General features: G+C 36.8%; 25 protein-coding genes and 1 pseudogene. 21 read left to right on the top strand and 5 right to left on the bottom strand.

The window, feature by feature from the left end:
* Positions 1-5 precede the first annotated feature (5 nt).
* From porW to B0E34_RS03065, 4 genes are all read right to left on the bottom strand, one after another.
* Positions 6-2618 carry a type IX secretion system periplasmic lipoprotein PorW/SprE gene (gene porW, locus B0E34_RS03080; protein ID WP_087706658.1) on the bottom strand — a complete coding sequence of 871 codons (2613 nt, stop codon included), beginning with the start codon at positions 2616-2618 and terminating at the stop codon, positions 6-8.
* Between the two features lie 86 nt (positions 2619-2704).
* Positions 2705-3259, bottom strand: a complete 555-nt coding sequence (locus B0E34_RS03075) for a Maf family nucleotide pyrophosphatase (protein WP_087706656.1) — start codon at positions 3257-3259, stop codon at positions 2705-2707.
* 10 nt (positions 3260-3269) lie between these two features.
* Positions 3270-3791 carry a KdsC family phosphatase gene (locus tag B0E34_RS03070; protein ID WP_087706654.1) on the bottom strand — a complete coding sequence of 174 codons (522 nt, stop codon included), beginning with the start codon at positions 3789-3791 and terminating at the stop codon, positions 3270-3272.
* On the bottom strand, positions 3781-4530 hold the full coding sequence (locus B0E34_RS03065; protein WP_087706652.1) for a Rossmann-like and DUF2520 domain-containing protein: 750 nt from the start codon (positions 4528-4530) through the stop codon (positions 3781-3783). Before B0E34_RS03065 ends, B0E34_RS03070 begins: the two co-directional genes overlap by 11 nt.
* 275 nt (positions 4531-4805) lie before the next feature.
* On the opposite strand from B0E34_RS03065, the gene B0E34_RS03060 reads away from it, so the two are divergent.
* The 7 genes from B0E34_RS03060 to lepA all read left to right on the top strand — a co-directional run bounded on the left by B0E34_RS03060 (position 4806) and on the right by lepA (position 12486).
* Positions 4806-5357: an RNA polymerase sigma factor gene (locus B0E34_RS03060; RefSeq protein ID WP_076391069.1), complete on the top strand. Its 552-nt coding sequence runs from the start codon at positions 4806-4808 to the stop codon at positions 5355-5357.
* An 18-nt stretch (positions 5358-5375) separates the two neighbouring features.
* The gene (locus B0E34_RS03055; protein ID WP_228423004.1) at positions 5376-6002 is read left to right on the top strand and encodes a hypothetical protein; all 627 of its coding nucleotides are present in this window, start codon (positions 5376-5378) and stop codon (positions 6000-6002) included.
* 6 nt (positions 6003-6008) lie between these two features.
* On the top strand, positions 6009-6521 hold the full coding sequence (locus B0E34_RS03050) for a hypothetical protein (RefSeq protein WP_076391070.1): 513 nt from the start codon (positions 6009-6011) through the stop codon (positions 6519-6521).
* 96 nt (positions 6522-6617) lie between these two features.
* On the top strand, positions 6618-7625 hold the full coding sequence (locus tag B0E34_RS03045) for a hypothetical protein (RefSeq protein ID WP_087706650.1): 1008 nt from the start codon (positions 6618-6620) through the stop codon (positions 7623-7625).
* Between the two features lie 21 nt (positions 7626-7646).
* Entirely contained in the window at positions 7647-8666 is a 1020-nt protein-coding gene (locus B0E34_RS03040; RefSeq protein WP_123956521.1) for a hypothetical protein, read from the top strand.
* 133 nt (positions 8667-8799) lie between these two features.
* Complete coding sequence (locus B0E34_RS03035) at positions 8800-10599, top strand: BamA/TamA family outer membrane protein (protein ID WP_087706647.1); 1800 nt, start codon at positions 8800-8802, stop codon at positions 10597-10599.
* Between the two features lie 90 nt (positions 10600-10689).
* A complete protein-coding gene (lepA, locus tag B0E34_RS03030; protein WP_087706645.1) occupies positions 10690-12486 on the top strand; it encodes a translation elongation factor 4 in 1797 nt (598 codons plus the stop codon).
* Between the two features lie 82 nt (positions 12487-12568).
* Here lepA and B0E34_RS03025 read toward each other — a convergent pair whose 3' ends face one another.
* Complete coding sequence (locus tag B0E34_RS03025; RefSeq protein ID WP_087706643.1) at positions 12569-13207, bottom strand: DUF1579 domain-containing protein; 639 nt, start codon at positions 13205-13207, stop codon at positions 12569-12571.
* A gap of 124 nt (positions 13208-13331) precedes the next feature.
* Between B0E34_RS03025 and B0E34_RS03020 the strand changes: the two genes are divergently transcribed.
* The 14 genes and pseudogenes from B0E34_RS03020 to B0E34_RS02950 all read left to right on the top strand — a co-directional run bounded on the left by B0E34_RS03020 (position 13332) and on the right by B0E34_RS02950 (position 25720).
* Positions 13332-14027, top strand: coding sequence for an NUDIX hydrolase (locus B0E34_RS03020; protein WP_059135587.1), 696 nt, complete (start codon positions 13332-13334; stop codon positions 14025-14027).
* A gap of 721 nt (positions 14028-14748) precedes the next feature.
* Entirely contained in the window at positions 14749-15291 is a 543-nt protein-coding gene (gene ybiA / locus B0E34_RS03015) for a riboflavin biosynthesis intermediates N-glycosidase (RefSeq protein WP_087706641.1), read from the top strand.
* Positions 15292-15322: 31 nt separating this feature from the next.
* Positions 15323-15871: a prolyl hydroxylase family protein gene (locus B0E34_RS03010; protein WP_087706639.1), complete on the top strand. Its 549-nt coding sequence runs from the start codon at positions 15323-15325 to the stop codon at positions 15869-15871.
* Positions 15872-15873: 2 nt separating this feature from the next.
* Complete coding sequence (locus B0E34_RS03005; RefSeq protein WP_087706637.1) at positions 15874-16278, top strand: hypothetical protein; 405 nt, start codon at positions 15874-15876, stop codon at positions 16276-16278.
* Between the two features lie 72 nt (positions 16279-16350).
* Positions 16351-17355 carry an SPFH domain-containing protein gene (locus B0E34_RS03000; RefSeq protein ID WP_087706635.1) on the top strand — a complete coding sequence of 335 codons (1005 nt, stop codon included), beginning with the start codon at positions 16351-16353 and terminating at the stop codon, positions 17353-17355.
* A gap of 176 nt (positions 17356-17531) precedes the next feature.
* Positions 17532-18440 (top strand): diacylglycerol kinase catalytic domain-containing protein, encoded by a 909-nt coding sequence (locus tag B0E34_RS02995; RefSeq protein ID WP_087706633.1) that lies wholly within the window; start codon positions 17532-17534, stop codon positions 18438-18440.
* A 367-nt stretch (positions 18441-18807) separates the two neighbouring features.
* Entirely contained in the window at positions 18808-19281 is a 474-nt protein-coding gene (locus B0E34_RS02990; protein WP_087706631.1) for a macro domain-containing protein, read from the top strand.
* A gap of 480 nt (positions 19282-19761) precedes the next feature.
* Positions 19762-20994: a TIGR02452 family protein gene (locus tag B0E34_RS02985; protein ID WP_228423003.1), complete on the top strand. Its 1233-nt coding sequence runs from the start codon at positions 19762-19764 to the stop codon at positions 20992-20994.
* A complete protein-coding gene (locus B0E34_RS02980) occupies positions 20991-21626 on the top strand; it encodes a DUF4291 domain-containing protein (protein ID WP_087706629.1) in 636 nt (211 codons plus the stop codon). Before B0E34_RS02985 ends, B0E34_RS02980 begins: the two co-directional genes overlap by 4 nt.
* Entirely contained in the window at positions 21626-22534 is a 909-nt protein-coding gene (locus B0E34_RS02975; RefSeq protein ID WP_087706627.1) for an ADP-ribosylglycohydrolase family protein, read from the top strand. Before B0E34_RS02980 ends, B0E34_RS02975 begins: the two co-directional genes overlap by 1 nt.
* Positions 22464-23033, top strand: a pseudogene (locus B0E34_RS21220) (O-acetyl-ADP-ribose deacetylase). Before B0E34_RS02975 ends, B0E34_RS21220 begins: the two are co-directional and overlap by 71 nt.
* 106 nt (positions 23034-23139) lie before the next feature.
* Entirely contained in the window at positions 23140-23826 is a 687-nt protein-coding gene (locus tag B0E34_RS02960) for an SIR2 family NAD-dependent protein deacylase (RefSeq protein WP_087706621.1), read from the top strand.
* Positions 23826-24764, top strand: coding sequence for an ADP-ribosylglycohydrolase family protein (locus B0E34_RS02955; protein ID WP_087706619.1), 939 nt, complete (start codon positions 23826-23828; stop codon positions 24762-24764). The genes B0E34_RS02960 and B0E34_RS02955 overlap by 1 nt, the downstream gene beginning before the upstream one ends.
* Positions 24761-25720, top strand: a complete 960-nt coding sequence (locus tag B0E34_RS02950; RefSeq protein WP_087706617.1) for an ADP-ribosylglycohydrolase family protein — start codon at positions 24761-24763, stop codon at positions 25718-25720. The genes B0E34_RS02955 and B0E34_RS02950 overlap by 4 nt, the downstream gene beginning before the upstream one ends.
* Positions 25721-25728 lie beyond the last annotated feature (8 nt).

Below are 25728 nucleotides of genomic sequence, written 5' to 3'. Positions count from 1 at the left end.
TATTTTTATTGTGGTTTTGCCGGAACTGTATTTACAGGAGGCTGCTGATTGTTATTTTGTTTTTTGGGCGGTTTGTTTCCGCTGTTGTTCATCGGCTGGCTCTGCTGAGGATTATTCATCATAGTATTTCCCTGCGTTTGCGGAGAACTGCCAATTCCGTTACTCTGCTGCTGCACCGGCTGTTGCGGAACATTGTTTACCATATCTCCCGGATTTTGAGGCACCGCATTTCCTTTATTATCGGTAGCCTGAAAGCTCAGGTCACTTTTCAGATAATTAAGCATTTCTTTGGCTTTTTCGCCTTCAGGTGTTTTACCGTAATTCAGGGCAATCTGTTCCAGTTGAAGAATCATCACCTCTTTCCCACTCGATTTTCCGGAATTGAAGGCATTCAGCAAATATAATTTCGGAACCAGGGCATCTTTCGGATTTTGCTGGATCGCTTTTTCAATGAGATCTTTACTTTCCCCGAACTTCTCAGATTCATACAGGGCAAATGCCTGTTTGTACTGGTTTTCCACATCTGCGGAAGATTTTACGAAAGAACTGCTTTTAGGATTTCTTGCAAATTCTGCATACGATGTGTAAGGATAATCTTTTAAAAGGATTTGTTTTGCTCTTTCGGCAGCCTGTGGATTTTTTTCATAATTCATGGCGAAAATCTCATACAAAGCCTGTAACATCACTTTTTCTTCAGGTTTTACATCCACAAGATCATACAGAGTTTTTGTAGCTAAAGGCGTATTGGTAAAATAATTCTGATACATAACTCCCAAACCTAAAGAAGCGGTATCTCTGTCTTTTTTAAGCTGATCCAGTTTTGCAACATCTGTCGGAATCTGCTCTATGTAGAAAGCCGGTTCAAAACGTCTCGGATTTGGCGCGGCAGTGGTTCCTAAAGCATCATTTTTAAGATCTTCGATTGTTGCCATTTTCTTGGAAAAACGCCAGTTGTCTACCAAAGCTCTGTCTCCCCAGGTTTGCTTAAAAGTCTGGGTTCCTTTGGAAACCGTCCCTGTATTGCTGAAATAGAAACCTTTGGTTGCCACCCCGAAATCTTCGAAAGAATTTGAGCTGTTGGCAAATATAGAGTTCGCATTATAGTCTCCGGTATCGAAACCTTTGGATCTTTCCGCGCGTTTTCTTTCCAGTTCTTCTCTTTCCTCTTTGGCTTTAATTTTAGCAATATATTTATTGAAGAAATCTGTTTTCTGATCCGGAGCCATTTTTGCCAGACTCAGAATACTGTCATTCTTTTTGATCAGATAATAGTTTCTTGAAATCTTTTTGATGTACGTAGACTGATCTGCCAAAAGGACTTTAGAAGGTTCGTAAGTCATTACCGCCAAAGCAGAATCATAATAAGCTCCGGCTCCGATGTAATCATTTTTATCCAGATATCCTTTTCCGATTTCATAGTACGCAAGACCACGAATTTGTCCGTCAGACACTTTTTCCTTCAGAGATTTTCTGAAAAATTCCTGAGCTTCTTCCTTCTTTCCGGCTTTGTTCGCCATCAGTCCCAAAGCATAATAAAATTCGTTCTTTCTGGATCCGTAAGTTCCTTTTTTACTGATGTCTTCAAGGTATTTTCTAGCTCCGCTGTAATCTCCGTTTCCGTTAAATGTTTTGGCAATTTCGATCTGGGATTTTACCTCAAACTCAAAATCATTGGCGTATTTGTAAGCGGCCATAAAGCTTTCCCTGGCTTTTTCATTCTGGTTAAGACCTTCCAGAACCTGCCCTCTCAGATAAGCAATTCGGCTTTTCAGCTTTCTGTTGCTGTTCAGTTCAAAAGCATTATCCAGTTCTTTTATGGCTTCTTCTTTTTTTCCTGCATCCAAAAGAGATTCTGCATAGTAAATGCTCAGTAATTTCTCGTATTGTTTTGAAATTTTGTCTCCTTTTAGTTTGGCAAAAGTTTCATGAGCTTTATGATAGTTTTTGATCTGATCATACGCTAAACCCTGATAAATTCTTGCCAGAGGAAGTCTTTTATCATCCTTCATGTGCGTGAAAACATAATTTAGCGCATCAAGTGCTTCCAAAGATTTTCCTCTGTAAATTCTCGCCTGTGCAAGAATCATGTACGCATCGAAAATCTGCTTGTTCTGCTCTTCACCATGTCGAATCACAGAATATTTGTTAATGGCTTTTAAAGCCTTTGCTTCTGCAATTTCCAGTGTGGTAGCCCCTTTCTGCTCCGGCTGACCGGAGTCTCCTGTAGCCATTCCTGTTGCACCGGACATCGGATTTCCGGGCATTCCTGAAGGCATTCCGGGAGGACGGCCGCCGCGGGAATCGGTATTTTGCTGAGGACGGTTGATCTCTCCCATTTTCATGGAGTTTTCTGCAAATGCAGCAGACTGTCCCAGATCACTTCCCAAAGGCTGATCTTCATACGTAAGAATCGGGATATAAGGCGCATAAAAATTATCTTTATGCCCTTTATCGCGGGTCTCAAACTCATTATTTAAAGCATCTTTTGCATTAAATAACGTGTTGTAATATGTGGTAAATCCTTTCATAAACTTAGACCGCTGTTCAGGCTTTTTTACCTTTGTGGCGCATGAAGCAACGATACAGAGTATCAAAAGGAATAAAATATTCTTTTTCATTATTAAATATAACTCGCTAATCTACTTTTTATTATCAGTAGGATTGATGATTTTGTAAAAATAATAAAATTTTATGGGGAAACTCGTTATATTTCTTTCAAAATTTTGTAAACCAAATGAGTAGGAAGTCCCATGATCGTATAATAGCTTCCTGTTATTTTTTTGATTTTTGCCATTCCGAGCCATTCCTGAATACCGTAGCTTCCGGCTTTGTCGAAAGGTCTGTAATTTTTAATATAATATTTTGTTTCATCATCTGTAATTTCATCCAATTCCACATCGGCAACATCGGTCTGTGTGATGGTTTTATCTGAGGTTTTTATCGTAATTCCGGTGTAAACCTGATGAGTCTTTCCGGAAAGAAGCTGAAGCATCTGTTTAGCTTCCTTTTCATCTGATGGCTTTCCCAGAAACTGATGATCAATCGCTACAACCGTATCTGCGGTTAACAGAACTTCATCTTTTTCAAGACTTCGGAATGCATTTGCTTTCAAATCAGATAAATAAGCAGCCGACTCCTCTACTTTGATGTGTTCCGGTACAATTTCTTCACAATCAATCTTTACCACTTCAAATTCAAACCCTAAACTGGTTAAAAGTTCTTTTCTTCTTGGAGATTGTGAGGCTAATAATAATTTCATTTACAGTAAATTAAGTAGATTGTGTATCATCGTCGTCGAGCCATTTTCCCTGAACTTTCATCACCTGTTCGATGACGTCTCTTACAGCTCCGCTTCCGCCTTTGATGGGCGAAATATAATCGGAAATGGCTTTTATTTCGGGAACTGCATTTTCCGGACACGCAGAAATGGCAGAACTTTTCATGATCTGAAGATCCGGAAGATCATCCCCCATTGTTAAAATTTCATCGTACTTCAAATGATTTTTTCTTCTGAAATCCTCAAAATCTGCCATCTTATTGTGGGATTTTGCATAATAATCTTCAATACCCAGGTAATTGATTCTGTGTTTTACCATTTCATCATTTCCTCCGGTGATAACTCCGATTAAGTAATTGTTTTTTAATGCTTTAACTACGGCGTATCCGTCCAGAACATTCATTACCCTGCACATATTTCCACCAGGCATCAGATAAACGCTTCCGTCTGTAAAAACGCCATCTACGTCGAATACAAACGCTTTAATATTTTTTAATTTCTCTTTATAGCTCATACATTTTCTGAATTGAGTGATTCATTGTCTTATAAATTTCGAGACTTTCTCCATGCAGTAATTGTTCGTGAAGCTCCAGTATTCTTTTGTCGTTCCTTACTGCGGGACCGGTCTGGGCAGATCGGGGCTCAATTTCGTAAATTTTTTGTACAGTTTCATCAATCAATGGTAAAAAATAACCAAAAGGAATTTCCTGCGAATCTGAAATTTCTTTAGCCCTTGCAAACAGATGATTTACAAAATTGCAGGCAAAAACTGCGGTAAGATGGATGTATTTTCTTTTTTCATGGGTACTTTCCATCACGTTTTCTGAAATCTTCGAAGCAATTTCAAAAAGTGTTTTTTTATCCTGCTCGTTTTCTGTTTCAATAAAAAAGGGAATTTTAGAATAATCAAGCTCCTTGGATTTTGAAAATGTCTGCAAAGGATAAAAACTTGCTTTTCGATAGTCGCCTTTCAGGCTTTCTTTGGGTAATGATCCGGAAGTATGAACAACAAGACAGTCTTTTATGGGAATTATTTCTGAGACCTCTTCAACGGAATTATCACTTACGGCAATGATGTATAAATCTGAATCGACTAAATTTTTAGTTGAATAAGTGATTTCTAATTCTTCGGAGATTTTTTTTAATTCCTCTTCATTCCTTCCAAAAATCTGAGCCAAAGGAATATTATTCTGAACAAATGCTTTTGCCAGATGATAAGCAACATTTCCTGATCCGATAATTACAATTTGCATAAAACAAATATAAACTTTCTGGTTTGATTTAAAAGTGAATATTTAATTTTCAAATCTAAATCTGGATAACGATTATTGTATGGTGAATTTTTTATTCAGAGCCATAAATTTCTTTATTTTAAAGTAATTCTAAGGATATAAGATTATCAATAAATAAGAACACAATGAAAACGTTTAAAATAATTCATATATTTAATAAAGATATTTGGACTAAAAATTGAAGGAGTAATTTAACTTTCAGTTATTTTTGTAATCCAAAACAATGAAAGCATCCTATGAAGATTAAAGACACGGAAATTATTTCGTTGATGCAAGATCCGCGAACTCAGGAAAAAGGAGTTCGTGCACTGATGGATGCTTATCAGAGTAGATTGTATTGGCACATAAGAAGAATTATTGTGGACGGAGATCTTGCGCAGGACACTTTGCAGGAGACTTTTATTAAAGCTTATCAGAATTTTCATCAGTTTAAAAATGACAGCCAGTTGTACACATGGCTGTACAGAATCGCCACCAATGAGGCGCTGCAGCAGATCAACAAACTGAAGAAAATGCAGAAAACCGATGAAGATCCCGAATATCATATGCAGAATCTTATTGCAGACAATACAGACGGAGATGCAGAAGAGATACAGATTTTGCTGCAGAACGCCATACAAAGTCTGCCGGAAAAGCAGAAACTGGTATTTATGATGCGGTATTATGATGATTTGCCTTACGAAGAGATATCTAAAATTGTAGATATGTCCGTAGGAACATTAAAAACAAATTATCATTATGCCAAACAGAAGATTGAAGAATACATCAAAGAGAATTACGAAAGATAATTTTTGAGAAACAACAGCATGAAAGATTTTGATCTGGAAAAATTAGAACGCAAAAACATATACAAAGTCCCCGAAAATTTGTTTGAAAATATTCAGGGAAAGGTATTGAGCGGAATGAATGATTTTGATCTGGAGCAATTAGAACGTAAGAATATTTACACCGTTCCTGAAAAATTATTTGAAACCGTTCAGGATAATGTTGTAAAGCGTGTTCTGCCTGTAAAAAAAGCACCGGTTTTCAGACTTAACTGGGCTTATGCAGCTGCGGCATCACTTGCCTTGATTTTTGGAGCGACTTTTGTTTTCAACAACGGAGATTCTGCAGATCAGGTACAGCAACAGGTTGCAGCAAACAATCAGGAGCCTAAAACGGAAAGCCAGATTGCTTATGAAACCTTAAAATCTGATTTAACTTCTGTTGAGAATAACAATCAAACAGGTAGCAGTCAGGACAACAATAAGTCTTTAGCGAAAGAAGAAAAAACGGCTAAGGCGGCAGATGAAGCAAGACCAAAATCTTCACCATCTGTTTCGAAACAAAATGAGGCTCAAATGAACGAGTACCTGGATTCCTTCTCAAATTCCGAAATTTCGGAACTGGCAAGCAATTCTACACAGGACGTTTATTTGGACTTATATAATTAAAAGAAAATGAAAAAGATATTATTTACGCTTTTTATTATCTATAGTTTTGGTCTGAATGCCCAAAGGACAGATTATGACTGGAAGAAGATGGATCCTAAACAGAGAAAGGAGATCATCAATAATCTTTCTCCTGAGGAAAGAAAGAATCTTCTGATGAAGTTCAGGAATAATATGGTGATGGATAATCTGGATATTGATCCCAGTGATAAGGAAGAGTTTACCGATATTTATAATGAATATCTGGAAAGCCAGAAGCAGATAAAAAGTCAGTTTAATTCTGATTTTAATCCTGAAAACTTATCGGATGAGGAGGCAAAAGCCAAGCTTCAGCAGAGTTTTGAAGTAGGGCAGAAGCTGCTCGATAACAGGAAGAAATATGCAGACAAAATGCAGAAAGTAATACCATGCCAAAAAGTTTTGAAGCTTTTCCAGTCTGAGGGAATGATGAGAGATAAAATGAACGAAAGAAAACCTCACGGAAATAATGGCAGTAATAACGCTTCAAGACAAAACCCATAATAGTTTATTTTTTTAATGTTGGACGACCCTTGCAATTTATTTGTGAGGGTCGTTTAATTTTAAATTAAAACGATATTTTTGCGAAAATTTTTAACGATGAAGAAGATAATTCTGTTTTTAATGTTTTCGTGTTTTTTAACAGCGCAGAAAACTGAATATATAAAGCTCAACCAAAGTATTAAAGATAAATTCTCACGGGTAAAGTCTTTAACCCTGATTGATAACAGAACTGAAAAAGATTTGGGAACTGTAACCTACAAAAAAGAAAATGTTCAGTTGAAGTTTGAAAATGAGGATCTCAAAAAATATGTTGAAGACTGGTTTGCAAACGATAATAAGACCAAAGGAAATAATAACGATATTGTTTTGTTGCTGGAAGAAATCAGGATTGATGATTTTAAAAACACAGGCTTGGCAAATGCAAAGGTTAAAATCAGCAGTTTTATCAACAGGAACGGCAAATATTATTTCATTAACCGATACAACAGTACGGTAGGTTTCAATTCAAAATTAACGCCCAACATCCCAAGAGTAATATCTGTAGCCATAGAAACTATTTTTTCCACTTTAATTAAAGATTCTTACTCGCATATCGCTTTGAGTACTCCAATTGCTGAGTCTGATCTTCATAATTATGAGGAAATCGTAGGCAAAAATATCAAATATCTTACAGTCCCTGAACTTACAAACGGAGTGTATAAAGATTTCAGATCTTTTTCTCTTCAAAAGCCGGAAGAAGGATATTATGTAGATAAAAATAAAAAAGGAAAAGTTATCGGGATTAAAAACAGGGAAGATCTTCTTTTATCCGCCGAGTATGTTTTTGGATATGTGGAAGACGGAAAAGCATACCGACTTACGCCTGTTGGCTTCTTAGAAATGCAGAAAGACGATAAAGGATATTATGTAGTTTCTTCAAGACTTGAGCTGTTTCCGCCTCAGAATGTTAATAACGGCGCCATGATTGGTGTAATGATGGGCGGAATTGTCGGCGGACTGATCGGTGCAGCACTCGATTCCGGAAAAGCCGCAAGAGATAAACCTGAAAATTTGTCTAATATTTACATCGATCCGCTTACGGGAGAATATATTTTTACGAAGTAATTTTAATTTAAAATTTTAATGATGAAGAAGTTTTTGCAGGTTATCATGACTTGTCTGGTGATTGTTTCTTTTGCACAGAATAAAGAAATCATAAAACTGAAAGGCAGTATTCCCAATAATGGGGAAGGAGATTACAGCTCATTAATTGTTATTGATAACAGAAAAGATAGAACAATCGGGGTTCTGCCATTTGGAGATGGTAAAGAAATGAGAGAAGTTTCGTTTCAGAACAGTCCGGAAGACGATTTTTCCGAATGGTACCGTAAAAGCAATCTGAAAGGAGGGAAGCAGGATCTTGTATTAGTTCTTAATGATCTTAAATTATCTGTAAAAGAAACGTACGAAAGGAAAAACATCGGAACCATGAAATTTTCCCTTCAAAGCTTTGTGAAAGAAGAGGGGAAGTATCATTTTCTGTATAAAAAAGACACCACTTTCAAGTTCAGTCACAGAGATGTTGCCGATGCGATGGTGAGAAATATGCATCATCTATTTTCTTTGTATCTTGAAAAAACATACAAATCCAAACCTTCAAAATATGACCTTACACGGGATGATATTTCCAATTATCAAAACTATGTAAATAATTATCCTGCTTTTAAAAATGAAACCCTGAAAGAAGGAATCTATCTGGATTACAATTCGTTTTTCAGGCAGACTCCAGAAGAAGGCTACACTTTGGAGCGATGGGAAAATGGAACATTAGACAGGGCTGTAAAAACCGAAAACGGAAAGAAAATGAAAATTCCTTCCCGTAAAATGTTTATCTATGTAGAAAACGGAAAAGCGTTTAAAAATACCTATTCAGGATTTCAGGAGCTGTTAAAAAACGAAAAAGGATTTTACATTGTCGCAAAACCTTCAAGTTTATTTCCGCCTCAATATGATATTAGATTAGGAATCATGTTTGGGTTGGCCGGCGGAATTGCAGATGCATTACTTTTTAATCCGAATAAGCTAAGTCATAATCCTCAGGAAATTTACATCGATCCGATGACAGGCGAGTACGATTTTAATGATATTTTTGATGAATTACCATAAAAAAGAGAGACATAGCGTCTCTCTTTTAAACTTTCTGCCAATTAAAAAGATTCTTTACTCAGCAAAAAAAATATTCAGCACTTTAATGGCTTGTAAATTGATACTACAAAATTTACCGAATTTCAGATGGTAAATGAACAAGTCGATCGTAATTTTAGCTCTTATTTTTAATTGTTTCTTCTTTTTTCACGCACAGGAAAAAAAGGATTCAATCTATTATAAAATTGAAAAATTTTCAGATAAGAGAAAATTTACCAAATTCCTTCACCGTTTTATATTCCGGAGAGAAGCAGATTCCGTTTCTGTAAAAACAACCACCGAAAAAGTTGTGCAGGAAACGCACGACGGAAAATACATCAGAAATATTAAAATCGAAACCATAGATCCTTTCGGATACGGTTCTAAAGATAAGAAAGAGAAATCCAGATGGTACGACTGGTTTACCAATCATCTTCACTCCAATACAAGAATTTCAACCGTTAACAATTATTTACTTTTCCAAAAAGGAGAAGAATACAATGCCCAGAAAATCTATGAGTCTGAACGTTTGCTGAGAACAATGCCTTTTATCAACAGAGTGAACATCAGTATTTCCGACAGTACTTCCACCAAAGATTCTATTGATGTAATCATAAAAGTGCTGGATTCATGGAGTCTGAAACCCAGAGCAAGCTATTCCGGAAATAAAATCGGATTAGGCGTTACCGAAGAAAATTTTCTCGGTCTGGGGCATGACTTAAGTTTTCTGTACCGGAACGATTCCAAAGAAAAACAGAATTATTTACTCGGAAGTTACACCGCATACAATTTATGGGGTTCGTACATCAATGCACAGATTTTGGGAGAAAGGGATTTTGCCAGAAACGAAAGAATCAGCCTTACTGCAACGCGCGATTTTTTCTCTCCTTTAACGAAATGGGCGGGAGGATTTAATTTTGAATATTTTATGCGTAGGGTTTTGCTGCCGATTGAATCCGAAACCGTTTTTCCTGAAGCTCAGATTAAAGTGTACAGTCAGGATTTATGGGGAGGTTACCAGATTCCCATTGCCTCAAAAACTTCAGAAAAAGTTTCCAGCAATATTGCTTTAATCGGAAGATTCCAGAATTATCAGTACAAAGACAATCCTGCAATAGACAAATATGATTATTTTACCTCTTACAGCAGTTTTCTGGCGTCTGTAGGATTTATACAGCGAAAATTCTCTGTTCAGAAGAATATTTTTCAGTACGATCTTCCGGAAGATATTGCCTACGGAACTTCGGCGAGCCTTACTGCGGGAGGTTTATCAAGAAGCAATAAAATAATTCCTTATGCAGGAATTTCAGCCGCGTATGGAGATTTTACCGACATCGGATATTTCAGTGTGAGAGCGCAATTCGGAAGATTCTTCAACGAAGACAGACAAAACCGCGAATCTTTCCGGTTAGACGGAACCTATTTCACCAATCTTATGGATTGGAAATTTGCCAGAGCGAGACACTTTTTTTCACCTACATTAGCCTTGGGAAATCCGCAGCACAACTATTCTTACAGAGACCGCATTAATCTCTCCGCAGGCGATGAGTTTCCGGTGTACAGCGCAGATTACATCGGGACAAAAAAACTCGTTCTGCGCTATCAGCTTCAACTTTTCGTTAATAAAACCTGGAAAAACTTTCATTTCAGTCCTTACTTAACAGCAGCAGCAGGCTGGTTGGCAATGCCCGATGAAAAATTATTAAAAACAAACGTCAATACAAAAATAGGAATCGGAGTTCTCATTAATAATCCTTTTCTGGTCTTCAACCGCATCCAGATTTCCTTCACCTATTATCCAAAAGTTCCTTTTGACAATAATTCATTGTTCGATTTCAACAGCAACCGGAACAATCTTTTGCCAATGAACGGCTTTACAACAGACATTCCGCATTTCGTGAATTTTGGAAATTAAAAAGGCTTAAAATTAAATTTTTGTTCTTCAAAATTTACACTAAGGAATTATCCTGCATTTTGTTATCTTTGCAAATTACAAGATTCTTAAATGAAAAACATACGAAATTTTTGCATAATCGCCCACATCGACCACGGTAAAAGTACTTTGGCGGATCGTCTTTTGGAATATACCAATACGGTGACTCAGAGAGAATTGCAGTCTCAGACACTGGATGATATGGATTTGGAGAAAGAACGTGGAATTACCATAAAATCCCACGCCATCCAGATGGATTATGAATACAAAGGAGAAAAATATATTTTAAACCTTATCGATACACCGGGACACGTAGATTTTTCTTACGAAGTTTCCCGTTCCATTGCTGCCTGCGAAGGAGCGCTTCTAATTGTAGATGCGGCACAGAGTATTCAGGCACAGACCATCAGTAATTTATATTTAGCACTGGAAAATGATTTAACCATCATTCCTATTCTGAATAAAATAGATCTTCCTTCCGCAAACCCTGAAGAAGTAACCGATGAAATCATGAACCTGATTGGTTGCGACTATGAAGATGTTTTAAGAGTTTCCGGGAAGACAGGAGAAGGAGTTCACCATTTGCTTGAGCAGATTGTAGAAAGAATTCCGGCTCCGGTGGGTGATCCGGATGCGCCGCTGCAGGCTTTGATCTTTGATTCGGTTTACAACCCGTTCAGAGGAATTGAGGCTTACTTTAAAGTGGTAAACGGAAGTATTTCTAAAAACGAAAAAATTAAATTCTTCGCAACCGGAAAAGAATACGGAGCTGATGAGGTAGGAACACTGAAATTAAAGCAGGTTCCGAAGAAATCGGTAGAATGTGGAGATGTAGGATATCTGGTTTCCGGAATTAAAGATGCTAGAGAAGTAAAAGTAGGAGATACAATCACTTCTTTTGAAAAACCTGCAGCAGGACCGATTGAAGGTTTTGAGGAAGTAAAACCAATGGTTTTTGCCGGAATTTATCCGATTGATTCTGAGGATTTTGAAGAACTGAGATTCTCTCTTGAAAAATTAAGACTGAATGACGCTTCTCTGGTTTTCGAACCTGAAAGCTCTGCAGCACTTGGTTTTGGTTTCCGTTGCGGATTCTTAGGAATGCTTCACATGGAAATCGTTCAGGAAAGACTGGACAGAGAGTTCAACATGAACGTGATTACCACGGTTCCCAACGTATCTTATTTCGGATATACCAAAAAAGAACCTGAAGTTCCGATTATGATTAATAACCCATCGGAAATGATGGATCCTACCACGATGGACAGAGTAGAAGAACCTTATATTAAAGCTTCTATCATCACAAAATCAGATTTTGTAGGTTCTGTAATGACACTTTGTATCGAAAAAAGAGGAGAAATTGTTAACCAGAGTTACCTGACATCAGACAGAGTAGAATTAATCTTCAATATGCCTTTGGCTGAGGTTGTTTTCGACTTCTACGACAGGCTGAAATCTATTTCTAAAGGGTATGCTTCATTCGATTATCATCCGATCGGATTCAGAGCTTCTAAGCTTGTAAAAATGGATATCCTGATCAACGGAGATATGGTAGATGCTTTATCTTCATTGATTCACGATTCGAACGCCTATCACATTGGTAAGAAAATGTGTGAAAAACTTCGTGAACTGATCCCGAGACAGCAGTTTGATATTGCCGTTCAGGCGGCGTTAGGAACGAAAGTTATTGCAAGAGAAACCATTAAAGCGTTAAGAAAAGACGTTACCGCAAAATGTTACGGAGGAGATATTTCCAGAAAGCGTAAACTTTTGGAAAAGCAGAAAGAAGGTAAGAAAAAAATGAAGCAGATTGGTAGGGTAGAAGTACCGCAATCGGCGTTTATGGCTGTTTTGAAGCTGAATGATTAGTGAAAGAGCCAAGTAAAAAGACAAAAGATAAAAGTAAATCCGCAGAAATTTTCTGCGGATTTTTTTATTGAGATTAATGTTTTTATTTTTTCGTGAACTTGATTTCCATTGTTTTAAATTCTTTTCCAGTTTTAGAATCCGGTCCGTACATTTCCATTTTTTGGGTATTATCATCTACGAAAGTGAAATCTTCTCTTACCTCACAGTCTTTTCCGGGTCTTGATGGATCTGTCATTTTTCCTTTAAATTCAATAGATTTTGTTGACGGATTCCAATCGCCTTCCATATTCATAATTCCTGTTCCCATATTGTCGATCCACGTACTTACAAATTTCTTTTTAGAATTGTCATAAGCCAGAATGCTCATTCCTTCAAATGGCATTCCCATGAAGTTTCCTTTGTGATTGCTTACCTGATAACGACCATCGAAAACCATTTTGTTAGTAACTTCAGATTGGCTTATCATTGGTTTTCCGCCGTTTTCCATCCACATGGTATTTTCTCCAGACCAATTTCCGTCAGATTTTGCTAATATTTTGTGCATTTCTCCCGGAGTTGCATATTCTATCCAAGCTTTTGTTGCAGTTGCAGAATCTACGGGTTTCCATTCTTCATTGGTTAAAGAATCTGTTTTATCTGAGTCTGTTTTTGCCACAGTTTTGCCTTTATCACAAGAGAAAAGTAGAAAAAAGGTACAAGCTGTAAAAAATAAATTTCTCATAATTGTTTAGTTTTAAGTTGATTATAAATTTAAATAAAAATTGTCTACAAAGAATAATTATTTTTATGTTGATATTCATGATTCTAAATTGTAACTTTGTGTATTCATAACGCAAATTAAAACAATGGAATCTCCAAAAAAATTACAGGATATAAAAGTGGCTGTAGATGCAGTAATTTTCGGATATTTTGATAAAAAAGATCTGCAGATCCTTCTCATTAAAAGAAACATCGAGCCTTTCAAAGGAGGTTGGGCACTTCCCGGAGGTCTGGTTTTGGATGATGAAAACCTTGATGATGCCGTAAAACGCGAACTCCACGAAGAAGCAGGAATAAAGCCCGATTTTTTGGAGCAGCTTTACACTTTTGGAAACGTCGGTCGCGATCCCCGAAACCGCGTTGTTTCCATCGCTTATTTAGGACTTGTCAATCCATCCTATCATGAGTTGTTCGCCGATTCTGATGCCGAAGATGCACAATGGTTCAGTGTGAATCAGCTCCCGAAACTGGCTTTTGATCATCAATCCATTATTGATATTGCCTTAAAAAGACTTCGCACGAAAATCCAGTATCAGCCGATCGGTTTTAATCTCTTAAATGACGAATTTGCCTTTTCTGATCTTGAAAACCTATACAAAACCATTATTGGTAAAGAAATAGACCGCCGTAATTTCCGCAAAAAGATCATGAGCTACGGATTGCTTAATGAAACCAATAATCTCAAAAAAGAAGGCAGCGGAAGACCCGGAAAACTCTTCACTTTCAATCAGGAAAAATATAAGGAGCTGGAAGAGCAGGGATTTTATTTCGAAATCAAATAGTTTTTTTTAAACACAAATAGAACAAATATTTACACTAATTTTCACGAATGATTCTTTTGCGTTCGCTGTCATTCAGAATTAAGCGAAGCGGAATGAAGAATCTTTACACTTAGACCAAACATAATAATAGATTCTGTGAACTTCGTTCGCATCCCTTAAGGCTGTGTCAGAATGACACAGTGTGTATATATTTTACCCTCTATATTAATTGATTAAAAATCTGTGTCCTTTGTGAAAAACATTTGCGCCATCCGTGTTTAAAAAAATCAGCTTACCAAGTCAATTACGATCCCAATTTCAAAATCAATAGAAACGGACTTTAGTCCGTTCTTTCAATTAAAAAATTTCAATTGGCTTTAGCCTAAACATAAAAACCAATAAATACTTGCGTCCTTAGTGAAAAACATTTGTGCTATTAGTGTTTAAATAAAATAATTTTTCAATTCAGAAATCTCAATTGGCTTCAGCCTAAACATAAAGCCAATAAATACTTGCGTCCTTAGTGAAAAACATTTGCGCCCCTTGTGTTTAAATAAAATAATTTCAAACCAACTTTAGCCAAAATCTAAAGCATAAATAAAATTTGCTCCATTCGTGTTTCAATAAAATAAATTTTTAACGCTGAAAATCAATCAATTAAAATATTTAGCGTAAAAATAACACAAATAAATTTGGAAGATAAAATCATATTCCTTTAAATTTGTGTAAAAATAACGCAATAATGAAATATACATTAAATAATACCATCGAAAAATTTCATCAAAAAGAAAACCCGGAATTTCTTTTCTTTTGGGGACATACCGTGAAAGATGAAATTACAAAAGCCTGCTTCAGTCAGTGGTTTCCTTTTGAGTTTGAAGAAAACGGAAACATTTACAAAACAGCAGAACATTATATGATGGCAGGAAAAGCGAGATTATTTAATGATCATGAAGTTTTAGAGCAGATTTTAAAAGCAGAAACTCCGAATCAGGCAAAAAGTTTAGGCAGAAAAGTCAGAAACTTTGATCCTCAAATTTGGGACGAGCATAAATATGAAATTGTAAAACAGGGAAATCTATTAAAGTTTTCTCAAAATGAAGAGTTTAAAAAATTCCTGCTTTCAACAGACGATAGAATTTTAGTAGAGGCAAGTCCGTACGATAAAATCTGGGGAATTGGAATGCTGGAAACCAATGCAAAAGCAAAAGATCCTTCAAAATGGAATGGTGAAAATTTATTAGGATTTGCTTTAATGGAAGTAAGAGACGAATTAAGAGGGTAAAAACACAATAGCCGTAAACCAATTAGAAATCATGAAAAAAACAGAGCTCCATCCTCAGATATTTTTAATAGAAAATTTCCTTTCGGATCAAGAATGCGATCATTATATTGAAATGACGAAGGATAAAGTCTTTGAGGAAGCGAAAATTAATATGAGAGGTCGACAGGTTATGAGCAAAGGAATCCGAAACAACGATAGATTGATGATTTTTGATGAAGATTTGGCTAAAAATCTTTTTCAAAGAGCAGTTGAATTTCTTCCTCAGATTCATGACAATTATGAAGTTTCGGGATTTAATGAAATGTTCAGGATTTATAAATATTCTCCGGGACAGCAGTTTAAAATGCACCACGACGGAAGCTACATCAGAAATCAGAATGAAAAAAGCTTTTACACTTTTTTAATTTATCTGAATGACTATTTTGAAGGCGGAGAAACAGAGTTTGAAAATCTGTTCACTGTAGCTCCAAAGAAAGGCTCTGCGTTGGTTTTCTATCATCCTTTGAGACACGAAGGGAAAACACTGATCAGCGGACAAAAGTATGTTTTAAGAACAGATGTAATGTATTTAAAGGCTTAAAAATGAAAAAGATCTATGTTTCAGGAAACGGAAATGTATCCTGGGAAAAGTTTCAGCAGTTTTATATCGAACCGTTAAAGAAATTCAGCCTTGATGATTGTGAATTTATCATTGGTGATTTTTCGGGAACCGATACATTAATGATGGAATTTTTAAAAGATAAAACAGAGAAGGTAACCATTCTTCATGTCGGAAAAAGACCGAGATATTTTGCCAATTCTTTTAAAACAAAAGCTGAAAAATGGAAAGTTATCGGAGGATTTACTTCAAATTATGAAAGAGATACCTTTGGAATTGATCTATGCACTCATTTTCTGGCGGTTGATTTCAATACCGATGAAAAAAGAAAAAGCGGAACATTAAAAAATATCGAAAAGTGTTTTGCTCTGAATAAAATAAAAGTGTAAAAAATTTTACCCATAATTTGCGTAAAAAATACACGAAAATTAACAAATTGTTTCACTAAAAATCATAAAGCTATGTTTGGATTTACACACATCAAATTTGATTCTATGACGTACGTTCTTCATTTTAAAAATGGAAAGATCGCCAGAGAAGGAAGAGGCTTATCGTTCTTTTATTTCGCTCCCAATTCGTCTATTGTGGCGATTCCGTTGGGAAGTAATGATCTGCCGTTTATCTTTAATGAAAACACGAACGATTATCAGACAGTGAAAATTCAGGGACAGATCAGCTATAAGGTGACCGATCCGAAAGCACTTTCCAACACACTGGATTTTACCGTGGACGGAGAAGGAGTTTACAAAAAGAATGATATCGAAAAGCTGAACCAGAGAATCATTAATCTCGCACAGACAGCGACTTCATCATTTGTACACAATCTTAGTTTAAAAGAAGCAATTCGTTCTGCCAAACAGATTGAAGATCATATTCTGAAAGGATTAATAGATTCCGAATCTATAAAAAGCATGGGAATTGAAATTCTGGGAGCCAATATTTTAGCCGTTCAGACCACTCCGGAAATGGCAAGAGCCCTGGAAACAGAAACAAGGGAAAAACTGCAGCAGCAAGCCGATGAAGCGATTTATGAAAGAAGAAATTTTGCAGTGGAACAGGAGAGAAAGATCAAGGAATCTGAACTGAATACGGAAATTGCGGTTGAAGAAAAGCAAAAGCAGATTGAAGAAAAAAGGATGGAAACCGAGGTTCAGCAGGAAGAAAACAACAGAATCCTTCGTGAAATGAAAATTGCCGCCGATATTTCTGTAGAAAACCAGAGAAAAAAACTGATCGAGCAAAAAACGGAAAACGACAGAAAAGAAGCAGAGACTCAAGGTTATATTCTGGAAACTTCCTTAAAACCATACAAAGAAATCGACTGGAAAGTCCTCACTGCTTTGAGCGGAAGACAGGATGCGAGAAATAACATCGCTTTAGCGTTTAGAGAATTGGCAGAAAATGCCGGAAAAATCGGAAACCTGAATATCAGTCCGGATTTGTTGGATAGTATTTTGAAAAAGTAAGAGGCTGGAAGAGGGAAGAAGGAAGTTGGAAGCATTTAACTGTCTCAAAAAAAGGATAAAATAGGTTATCGTCTTTGCTGAGCAGAGCGCCTTTGCGAACCTTAAAAACAGTTAGTAGTAAAATAAAAACTTTGCGGACTTTGTGTTAAAATAAAAACTTCTGAATAATTAAAAAAATGAAAGTAGAATACGCCATCATCATCAAAAATAAAACCCGTCTTGAGTCTCTGGTCGAAAGATTCAACACGCAGGCTCAGGCGAAGTTTTATATTGAAAGTTCCGGAGGAAATTTTCAGGAATATGTGGATGAACACGAAAAATTCGGTCAGTCATTCTTGGAAGTTCAAACCCAGCTTTCCAAAATCATTAAAAATAAAGTGATTGAAAGAGAGTTTGTTCCCTCCTACATTTTCTCCGAAAACAATTTGATTGTGGTGGTCGGACAGGACGGTTTGGTAGCCAATGTTGCCAAATATTCCAAACACATTCCGATCATTGCGGTGAATCCCGATCCCGAAAGATATGATGGCGTTTTGCTTCCCTTCACGGCAAAAAATTTTTTAAAAGGCGTACAAGCTGTGATGAACGGAAATTTTAGTTCAAAAAAAATGAAGTTTGCCGAAGCCGTGCTGAATGACGGACAAAAATTACGGGCAGTGAATGATTTATTTGTAGGAATTTCTTCACATTCTTCCGCGAGATACAAAATCATGCTGAACGGAAAACAGGAAATACACTCTTCCAGCGGAATCATAGTTTCCACAAAAACAGGAAGTACAGGCTGGCTGAGTTCCATTTTCAATATGGCGTTCGGAATTTTAGGCGAAACAGCTTTAAAATATCCGCAGCTGAATGAAGAAGATTTGTATTTTGCAGTAAGAGAACCTTTCAAAAGCATCCGAACGCAAACCGATATCTGCAGCGGAAAACTGAAAAAAGGAAACAAATTAATCATCGAATCACTAATGCCGAATAATGGTTTTATATTTAGCGACGGAATTGAGCAGGATTTTCTACAGTTCAACAGCGGAGCAACGGCAGAAATCAGGCTTTCTGACGATGAAGCAGTTTTAGTTTTAAATTAAAAACAACCATGAAAACAATAATATATTTAAAAGTCGACGCAACAAATCAGGTATTATCAGAAATTTGAAATCTTATGTAGAAAAAATCTTTGAGAGCTTAGCTGAGTAGAACGCCTTTGCGAACTTAAAAAAAGTTAGTAGTAATAAAAAACTCTGCGGACTTTGCGTTAAAAAAATAAAAACAATAAAATATTTAAAAGGCGACACAACAAACCCTCAAGTTTAATGAAACAGATCATTATCAAAAATAATAAATTTAATAGAACTCTCTGATCTTAGCTAAGTAGAACGCCTTTGCGAACTTAAAAACGTTTAGTAGTAACAAAAAACTCTGCGGACTTTGCGTTTAAAAAAAATAAAACAAACCATGAAAACAATAAAATATTTAAAAGGCGACGCAACAAACCCTCAAGTTGAAGGAAACAAGATCATTGCACACATCTGCAACGACATCGGAGGTTGGGGGAAAGGTTTTGTCTTAGCCATTTCAAATCGTTGGAAAAAGCCGGAAAACGAGTATAGAAAATGGTTTCATGAGGCTGAAAATTTTAATCTCGGAGAAATCCAGACCGTTCAGGTTGAAGAAGATATTTGGGTTTGCAACATGATTGGTCAGCATAAAATTAAAACCAATTCAAAAGGAATTTCCCCGATTCGCTATGAATCCGTTGAAAAATGCCTTGAAAAACTTTCTGAAGAAGCAAATAAATTAAATGCAGGAGTTCATATGCCGAGAATCGGTTGCGGTTTGGCAGGCGGAAAATGGGAAGAAATCGAGCCGATTATTGAAAGAACACTGCTGAAAAGCAACGTCGAGGTATTTGTTTATGATTTCGAATAATTGGAAAATCTTTGAGAGCTTAGCTGAGTAGAACGCCTTTGCGAACTTAAAAACATTTAGTAGTAACTAAAATCTTAGCGGGCTTTGCGTTAAAAAAAATAACACAACATGAAAACAATAATATATTTAAAAGTAAAACAAAAAAACAACAAACCCTCAGAAATTTAAAACTTCACCTTGAAAAACTCTTTGTGATCTTAGCTAAGTAGAACGCCTTTGCGAACTTAAAAACATTTAGTAGTAACAAAAAACTCTGCGGGCTTTGCGTTAAAAAAGAAAAAATAAGCCATGAAAACAATAAAATATTTAAAAGGCGACGCAACAAATCCACAGTCAGAAGGAAACAGATCATTATCAAAAATTATAAATTTAATAGAACTCTCTGATCTTAGCTGAGTAGAACGCCTTTGCGAACTTAAAAACGTTTAGTAGTAACAAAAAACTCTGCGGACTTTGCGTTTAAAATAATAATTAAAAAACATGAAAACAACAACTTTATACAGACCCGTCGGAGAAAAAGAAATGCTCTTAATCATCGAAAGCAATTATAAAAAATTCCCTCCAAGATTAAACTGGCAACCGATTTTCTACCCCGTTCTGAATGAAGAATACGCTTCCGAAATCGCAGAAAAATGGAACACACGAGACGAAGCCGGAAATTATCTCGGTTTTGTTACAAAGTTTGAAGTTTCTGAGGAAGTAGTCAGCAAATATCCCTCACAAAACGTGGGAGCAAGAAATCACAACGAACTCTGGATTCCTTCCGAAGAGCTCGAAGAATTTAATCAGGCAATTATCGGAAGTATTGAAGTGACGAAAGTTTTCATGGGAAAAGACTTCAAAAAAGCAGCAAATGAACAACTGGAAAATCTATTGATAAACATTAAAAAACTAACAATGACAAATAAAGGAATGGCGAAAGATACCCTGGAAATCTTAGCTAAAAAATATTATATCAACGAAAACAACGAAAAAATTAGCATCCAAAACGAAATGGAAACCTGTATTAAAGAAACCGTTTTGTATTCCTCGGAAGAACTGTCGGAAATGACAGAAAACGAACTTCCGGAAACCCACTTCGAAACTCAGTTTGAAGTCTGGAGATGCAGTTCCCTGAAAGCCATTTTGCAGTTAGCCGCAGAAGAAGATCAGGAGAAGCTCATGTGCCTGAATTTTGCATCAGCAAAAAATCCGGGTGGCGGTTTCATTAACGGAGCAGAAGCGCAGGAAGAAAGTCTGGCTAGAACTTCCGGACTCCACGACAGTCTGCTTCAGGGTTGGGAATATTACGAAACCCATCGGGCGATGGAATCATGCTTTTATACAGATATGATGATTTACAGCCCGAAAGTTCCTGTTTTCAGAAAAGACAAAGGAGAATTGCTGGATCAGCCTGTTTTCTGCAATTTCATCACCTCTCCCGCAGTGAACGCAGGCGTTGTGAAACGTCAGGAACCGGAAAGAGCCCACAAAATCTTCGGAGCAATGGATGTAAGAACAGATAAAATGCTCGCTTTAGCTTTAAACAAAGGAAATGAAACCTTAATTTTAGGAGCCTGGGGATGCGGAGTTTTCAAAAATGATCCGAAAGAAATTGCCGAATTATTCAAAAAGCATCTTCTTGGGAAGTATAAAAATAAATTTAAAAGAGTGGTCTTTGCCATTCTCTCGAAAAAGGAGGAAATGATAAAGCCGTTTGAAGAAATATCATGAAAATCAATTTAAAAAAATATAAAGAACAACTACAGGATTGGCCGGAAAAAGGCTATCATATCATGGCTCAGTATGATGAAGATAAAATTATTGTCTACCAGTCGTATCGGAAAGAAATAGGTCAATTTGCCGTTAAAAATCAATATTTTGGCGGAGCATTCAGTTTGGAGAGAATGACCTGGATCAAACCGAACTTCCTTTGGATGATGTTCCGAAACGGTTGGGGAACAAAAGAAGGACAGGAGTCTGTTCTTGCCATTCATCTGAAGATGGATGCATTTAAAAATTATCTGAAAAATGCAGTCTATTCTTCATACAATGAAAAATTAGGAATTTCAAGGGAAGAATGGCAGAATCAGGTGAAAGAATCTTCTGTGAGACTGCAATGGGATCCGGATCACGATCCTTTCGGAAACAAACTTGAAAGAAGAGCCATTCAGATTGGTTTGAGAAATGATTTCATCAAAACCTTTGCAAAAGAAGACATCCTTTTCATTGAAGATATTTCAGATTTTGTTAAAGAACAGCATCAGTTTGTTTTGAATGACGATTTAGATAACTTAGTTCTTCCGGAAGAAAAACCGTTGCTGTTTGATGATGAGGATTTAAATAAGAAATTAAGGTTAAAATAATGAAAGATAAACTCTTAATCGCTTCAAAATCACTTACTGGGATTTCCATTGGTGATGCTTTTGGCGAAAGCTTCTTTGGTGAAGAAAGTATAATCAGAACATACATCCATCAAAGAATCATTCCTGAAAGCGCTCTGGATTTTACGGATGATACCATTATGGCAATTGCTGTTTTCAAATCATTGGAAAAATTCGGACAAATCAATCAGGATTTTCTGGCGGAAGAGTTTACCCAAAATTATTATCTTGATATTAATCGAGGTTACGGACCTTCAATGCATCAATATTTCAGAGCTGTAAAGGATGGTGAGAACTGGAAAGAAGTCTCTTATTCAAAATTTGGAGGACAGGGTTCTATGGGAAACGGAGGAGCGATGAGAGCTTCTGTAATCGGAGCTTATTTTTATGATGAACTGGATCAGCTTAAAAGAAATGCAGAACTGTCCTGTGAAGTTACCCATGCCAACAAGGAAGCGATGGAAGGCACGAAAGCCATTGCATTAGCCGCAGCTTTTGTCATTCAGGAAAAATTAGGATTGATACAGTTGAATCAGCAGGAATTTATTCAAAAAATTCAGTCTGAATTGAAGGATTCTGATATGAAAAGTAAACTAAACAAAGCCTTATATTTAGACGGAAATCCAAGCATCGAGTTATTGGTCAAAACATTAGGAAACGGAATAAAAATGACCGCTCAGGACACCGTTCCGATTGTACTCTGGATGCTTTCGAGATACCGAAACAATGTTGAAGAATGTCTTTGGAATACAGTTTCTGCGTTAGGTGACAGAGATACAACCTGCGCAATGGCAGGAGGAATAAGTATTTTAAGCTGCGATGAAGCATCAATTCCGGATTGGACAAAGAATGTTGAGGATTGGAAAAAAAGCAAATTTTATGAACATTGAATTAACAAAAGGCGATATCACCAAAATAGAAGCAGACGCTATCGTTAACGCAGCCAACTCTTCCTTATTGGGCGGTGGCGGAGTAGACGGAGCCATTCATCGGGCAGGAGGGAAAAAGATTCTTGATGAGTGTATAGAAATCCGAAACCGACAGGGCAAATGCAAAACATGAGAAGCAGTCGTTACAACCGGCGGAAATCTCCCTGCGAAATACGTCATTCATACCGTTGGTCCGGTCTGGAATGGAGATGAAGAAAAAGGATCGAAATTACTGGCAAATTGTTATATAAATTCATTGAAATTAGCAGAAAGTCTGAATGTTAAAACCTTTGCCTTTCCCAACATAAGCACGGGAATTTATCGGTTTCCAAAAGAATTGGCTGCTAAAATTGCCATAGATGAGGTGAAAAACTTTACATCGGAGATCATAGAAAAAGTTATTTTCGTATGTTTTGATGATGAAAATGAAAAGATTTACAGAAAATTATTAGAAGAATAAAATTAATGCTCATTTGCTGAGTCAAACGCCTTTGCGAACGAAAATATGCGAGATCATTTTGAAACAAAAACTTTGCGGACTTAGCGTTAAAAAAAATAAAAAACAAATGAAAAAACTAACCATATTAACCGGTGCCGGAATCAGTGCCGAAAGCGGAATAAAAACCTTCAGAGACGGAGACGGTCTTTGGGAAAATCATAGCATCACAGACGTAGCAAGTCCGGAAGGATGGCGAAAAGACAGAGCTTTAGTCCTTGAATTTTACAACCAGAGACGAAGACAGCTTCACGAAGTAGAACCGAATGAGGCACACCGATTATTGGCAGAACTGGAAAAATATTTTGAAGTTCAGATCATTACCCAGAATATCGATGATCTGCATGAAAGAGCAGGCTCAACCAATATTTTACATTTACACGGCGAATTATTCAAATCCTGTTCTTGCAGCGATAAAAACCTGATATATGAGCAGAAAGATGACATCAACATCGGCGATAAAGCAGAAGACGGAGCGCAGTTAAGACCATTTATTGTTTGGTTCGGAGAAGACGTTCCGCTGATGAGAGAAGCTACGAAAATGGCAAAAGAAGCCGATATATTTTTAGTAATCGGAACGTCTTTACAGGTGTATCCTGCGGCGGGATTAATTCATGATATCAAGGATGACTGTCTTTTAATCGTAATCAATCCCAACGAAACGGGTTTCGGGTACGGACAGAGAGCCGTTGTGATGAAAGAAACCGCAACGCAGGGAATGAAACTGCTTTTTGACAAACTGGTAAATCTTGCATAGTGGAAAATATCGTAAAATCTGGGATTTTCGGAGTTTGTGTGGGTGATGCATTGGGCGTTCCAGTAGAATTTAAAACCAGAGAAACTTTAAAGGCGTTTCCTGTTGAGAATATGCGTGAATTCGGATCGTGGAACCAGCCGAAAGGAACATGGAGCGACGACAGTTCGTTAACGCTTTGCATTGCAGACGAACTCACAAAAGGTTATGATCTGGAAAAAATCGGGCAAAGCTTTGTGAAGTGGGTAAAATACGGACATTGGACGGCTCACGGAAGATTATTCGATATTGGAGGAACAACAAGACATTCTATCGCAAGATTAATAAAAGGAGAAAGCGCAAAATTTTCGGGAAATATTTTCGAAGAAGATAACGGAAACGGTTCTTTAATGAGAACACTTCCGTTGGCGTTCTTCCTTAAGGACGAAGAAAATATTGAAAAACTTTATCAGACGGTAAAAGAAGTTTCTGCAATCACACACGGACATTTTCGCTCGGTGTTTGCCTGCTTTATTTATATAATTTTTGCCATTGAATTAATCAAAGGAAAAGATAAAAAAGAAGCATATCATCACACTCAAAAAGCGGTATTGCAATTTGCAGAAATTCAGGGCTTTAACCTGAAGGAGATACAGCTTTTTGACAGGATTTTAAAGAATGATATTTCAGAATATCATGAAGATTCCATCAGTTCAGGAGGTTACGTTCTTGACAGTCTCGAAGCCTCATTATGGTGCTTTCTGAATTCAGAAAATTATGCTGAAGCCGTATTGAAAGCTGTTAATTTAGGAGAAGACACCGACACAACCGGAGCCATCACAGGCGGAATTGCCGGAATATATTACGGTTTTGAGAGTATTCCGAAAGAGTGGGTTGATGTTTTGGCGAGAAAGGAGGATATTGAGAAATTGTGTGAAAAATTAAATGAGAAACTGAAATGAATAACCTTATAAAATCAGCAATTTTCGGAGTTTGTGTGGGTGATGCTTTAGGCGTTCCGGTGGAATTCAGGAGCAGAGAACAACTGAAACGTTCTCCGGTGACAACCATGAGAGCTTTCGGAACGCATCGTCAACCTGCGGGAACGTGGAGCGACGACAGTTCTCTTGCTTTATGTCTTGCAGAAAGTCTTACTAATACGTATGATTTAGAAGATATTGCGCTGAAATTTTTACAATGGTATAATAAAGAAATCTGGACACCTCACGGAACTGTTTTCGATATCGGAATTGCCACTTCACAGGCAATCCATAGAATCAGTAAAGGGGTTTCCCCAACTTTATGTGGTGGAACAACGGAATTTGATAACGGAAACGGTTCCTTAATGAGAATTTTACCGTTGCTGTTTTATATCAAAGACTTTTCCATTACAAAACGTTTTGATACGGTGAAAGATGTTTCCGGCATTACACATGGACATATCCGTTCTGTTTTGGCGTGTTTCATTTATCTTGAACTGGCATTGGAAATCCTGAACAAAAAAGAAAAATGGGAAGCATACAGAAACATGCAGAGGAATGTCAAAGAATTTTTGGATAACAATCCGGTTTGTTCACAGCACGAAATGAATAAATTTCACCGGATTTTAGAATTAAAAGTTGGCGATTATGATGTTGCTCCATTGCATACTTTACAGGAAGAGGAAATAAGTTCATCAGGTTACGTTCTTCACAGTTTAGAAGCTTCATTATGGTGTTTCCTGAACTCTGAAAATTATGCTGAAGCTGTTTTAAAAGCCGTCAATCTGGGTGAGGATACCGACACAACGGGAGCTATCACAGGCGGAATTGCCGGAATATATTATGGTTTTGAAAGTATTCCGAAAGAGTGGATTGATGTTTTGGCGAGAAAGGAGGATATTGAGAAATTGTGTGAGAAATTAGAAAAAATTAAATAACGAAATAA

Origin of the sequence: Chryseobacterium mucoviscidosis (assembly GCF_002177115.1) — a bacterium.
Classification (GTDB): domain Bacteria; phylum Bacteroidota; class Bacteroidia; order Flavobacteriales; family Weeksellaceae; genus Chryseobacterium; species Chryseobacterium mucoviscidosis.
Note: the sequence above shows the minus strand (reverse complement) of the source record. Positions and strands in the feature narration are given on the sequence as shown.

What these genes read in the sequence shown, in the direction of transcription:
- porW (WP_087706658.1), bottom strand. Translation starts at nt 2,618, where the DNA reads ATGAAAAAGAATATTTTATTCCTTTTGATACTCTGTATCGTTGCTTCA.
- B0E34_RS03075 (WP_087706656.1), bottom strand. Translation starts at nt 3,259, where the DNA reads ATGAAATTATTATTAGCCTCACAATCTCCAAGAAGAAAAGAACTTTTA.
- B0E34_RS03070 (WP_087706654.1), bottom strand. Translation starts at nt 3,791, where the DNA reads ATGAGCTATAAAGAGAAATTAAAAAATATTAAAGCGTTTGTATTCGAC.
- B0E34_RS03065 (WP_087706652.1), bottom strand. Translation starts at nt 4,530, where the DNA reads ATGCAAATTGTAATTATCGGATCAGGAAATGTTGCTTATCATCTGGCA.
- B0E34_RS03060 (WP_076391069.1), top strand. Translation starts at nt 4,806, where the DNA reads ATGAAGATTAAAGACACGGAAATTATTTCGTTGATGCAAGATCCGCGA.
- B0E34_RS03055 (WP_228423004.1), top strand. Translation starts at nt 5,376, where the DNA reads ATGAAAGATTTTGATCTGGAAAAATTAGAACGCAAAAACATATACAAA.
- B0E34_RS03050 (WP_076391070.1), top strand. Translation starts at nt 6,009, where the DNA reads ATGAAAAAGATATTATTTACGCTTTTTATTATCTATAGTTTTGGTCTG.
- B0E34_RS03045 (WP_087706650.1), top strand. Translation starts at nt 6,618, where the DNA reads ATGAAGAAGATAATTCTGTTTTTAATGTTTTCGTGTTTTTTAACAGCG.
- B0E34_RS03040 (WP_123956521.1), top strand. Translation starts at nt 7,647, where the DNA reads ATGAAGAAGTTTTTGCAGGTTATCATGACTTGTCTGGTGATTGTTTCT.
- B0E34_RS03035 (WP_087706647.1), top strand. Translation starts at nt 8,800, where the DNA reads ATGAACAAGTCGATCGTAATTTTAGCTCTTATTTTTAATTGTTTCTTC.
- lepA (WP_087706645.1), top strand. Translation starts at nt 10,690, where the DNA reads ATGAAAAACATACGAAATTTTTGCATAATCGCCCACATCGACCACGGT.
- B0E34_RS03025 (WP_087706643.1), bottom strand. Translation starts at nt 13,207, where the DNA reads ATGAGAAATTTATTTTTTACAGCTTGTACCTTTTTTCTACTTTTCTCT.
- B0E34_RS03020 (WP_059135587.1), top strand. Translation starts at nt 13,332, where the DNA reads ATGGAATCTCCAAAAAAATTACAGGATATAAAAGTGGCTGTAGATGCA.
- ybiA (WP_087706641.1), top strand. Translation starts at nt 14,749, where the DNA reads ATGAAATATACATTAAATAATACCATCGAAAAATTTCATCAAAAAGAA.
- B0E34_RS03010 (WP_087706639.1), top strand. Translation starts at nt 15,323, where the DNA reads ATGAAAAAAACAGAGCTCCATCCTCAGATATTTTTAATAGAAAATTTC.
- B0E34_RS03005 (WP_087706637.1), top strand. Translation starts at nt 15,874, where the DNA reads ATGAAAAAGATCTATGTTTCAGGAAACGGAAATGTATCCTGGGAAAAG.
- B0E34_RS03000 (WP_087706635.1), top strand. Translation starts at nt 16,351, where the DNA reads ATGTTTGGATTTACACACATCAAATTTGATTCTATGACGTACGTTCTT.
- B0E34_RS02995 (WP_087706633.1), top strand. Translation starts at nt 17,532, where the DNA reads ATGAAAGTAGAATACGCCATCATCATCAAAAATAAAACCCGTCTTGAG.
- B0E34_RS02990 (WP_087706631.1), top strand. Translation starts at nt 18,808, where the DNA reads ATGAAAACAATAAAATATTTAAAAGGCGACGCAACAAACCCTCAAGTT.
- B0E34_RS02985 (WP_228423003.1), top strand. Translation starts at nt 19,762, where the DNA reads ATGAAAACAACAACTTTATACAGACCCGTCGGAGAAAAAGAAATGCTC.
- B0E34_RS02980 (WP_087706629.1), top strand. Translation starts at nt 20,991, where the DNA reads ATGAAAATCAATTTAAAAAAATATAAAGAACAACTACAGGATTGGCCG.
- B0E34_RS02975 (WP_087706627.1), top strand. Translation starts at nt 21,626, where the DNA reads ATGAAAGATAAACTCTTAATCGCTTCAAAATCACTTACTGGGATTTCC.
- B0E34_RS02960 (WP_087706621.1), top strand. Translation starts at nt 23,140, where the DNA reads ATGAAAAAACTAACCATATTAACCGGTGCCGGAATCAGTGCCGAAAGC.
- B0E34_RS02950 (WP_087706617.1), top strand. Translation starts at nt 24,761, where the DNA reads ATGAATAACCTTATAAAATCAGCAATTTTCGGAGTTTGTGTGGGTGAT.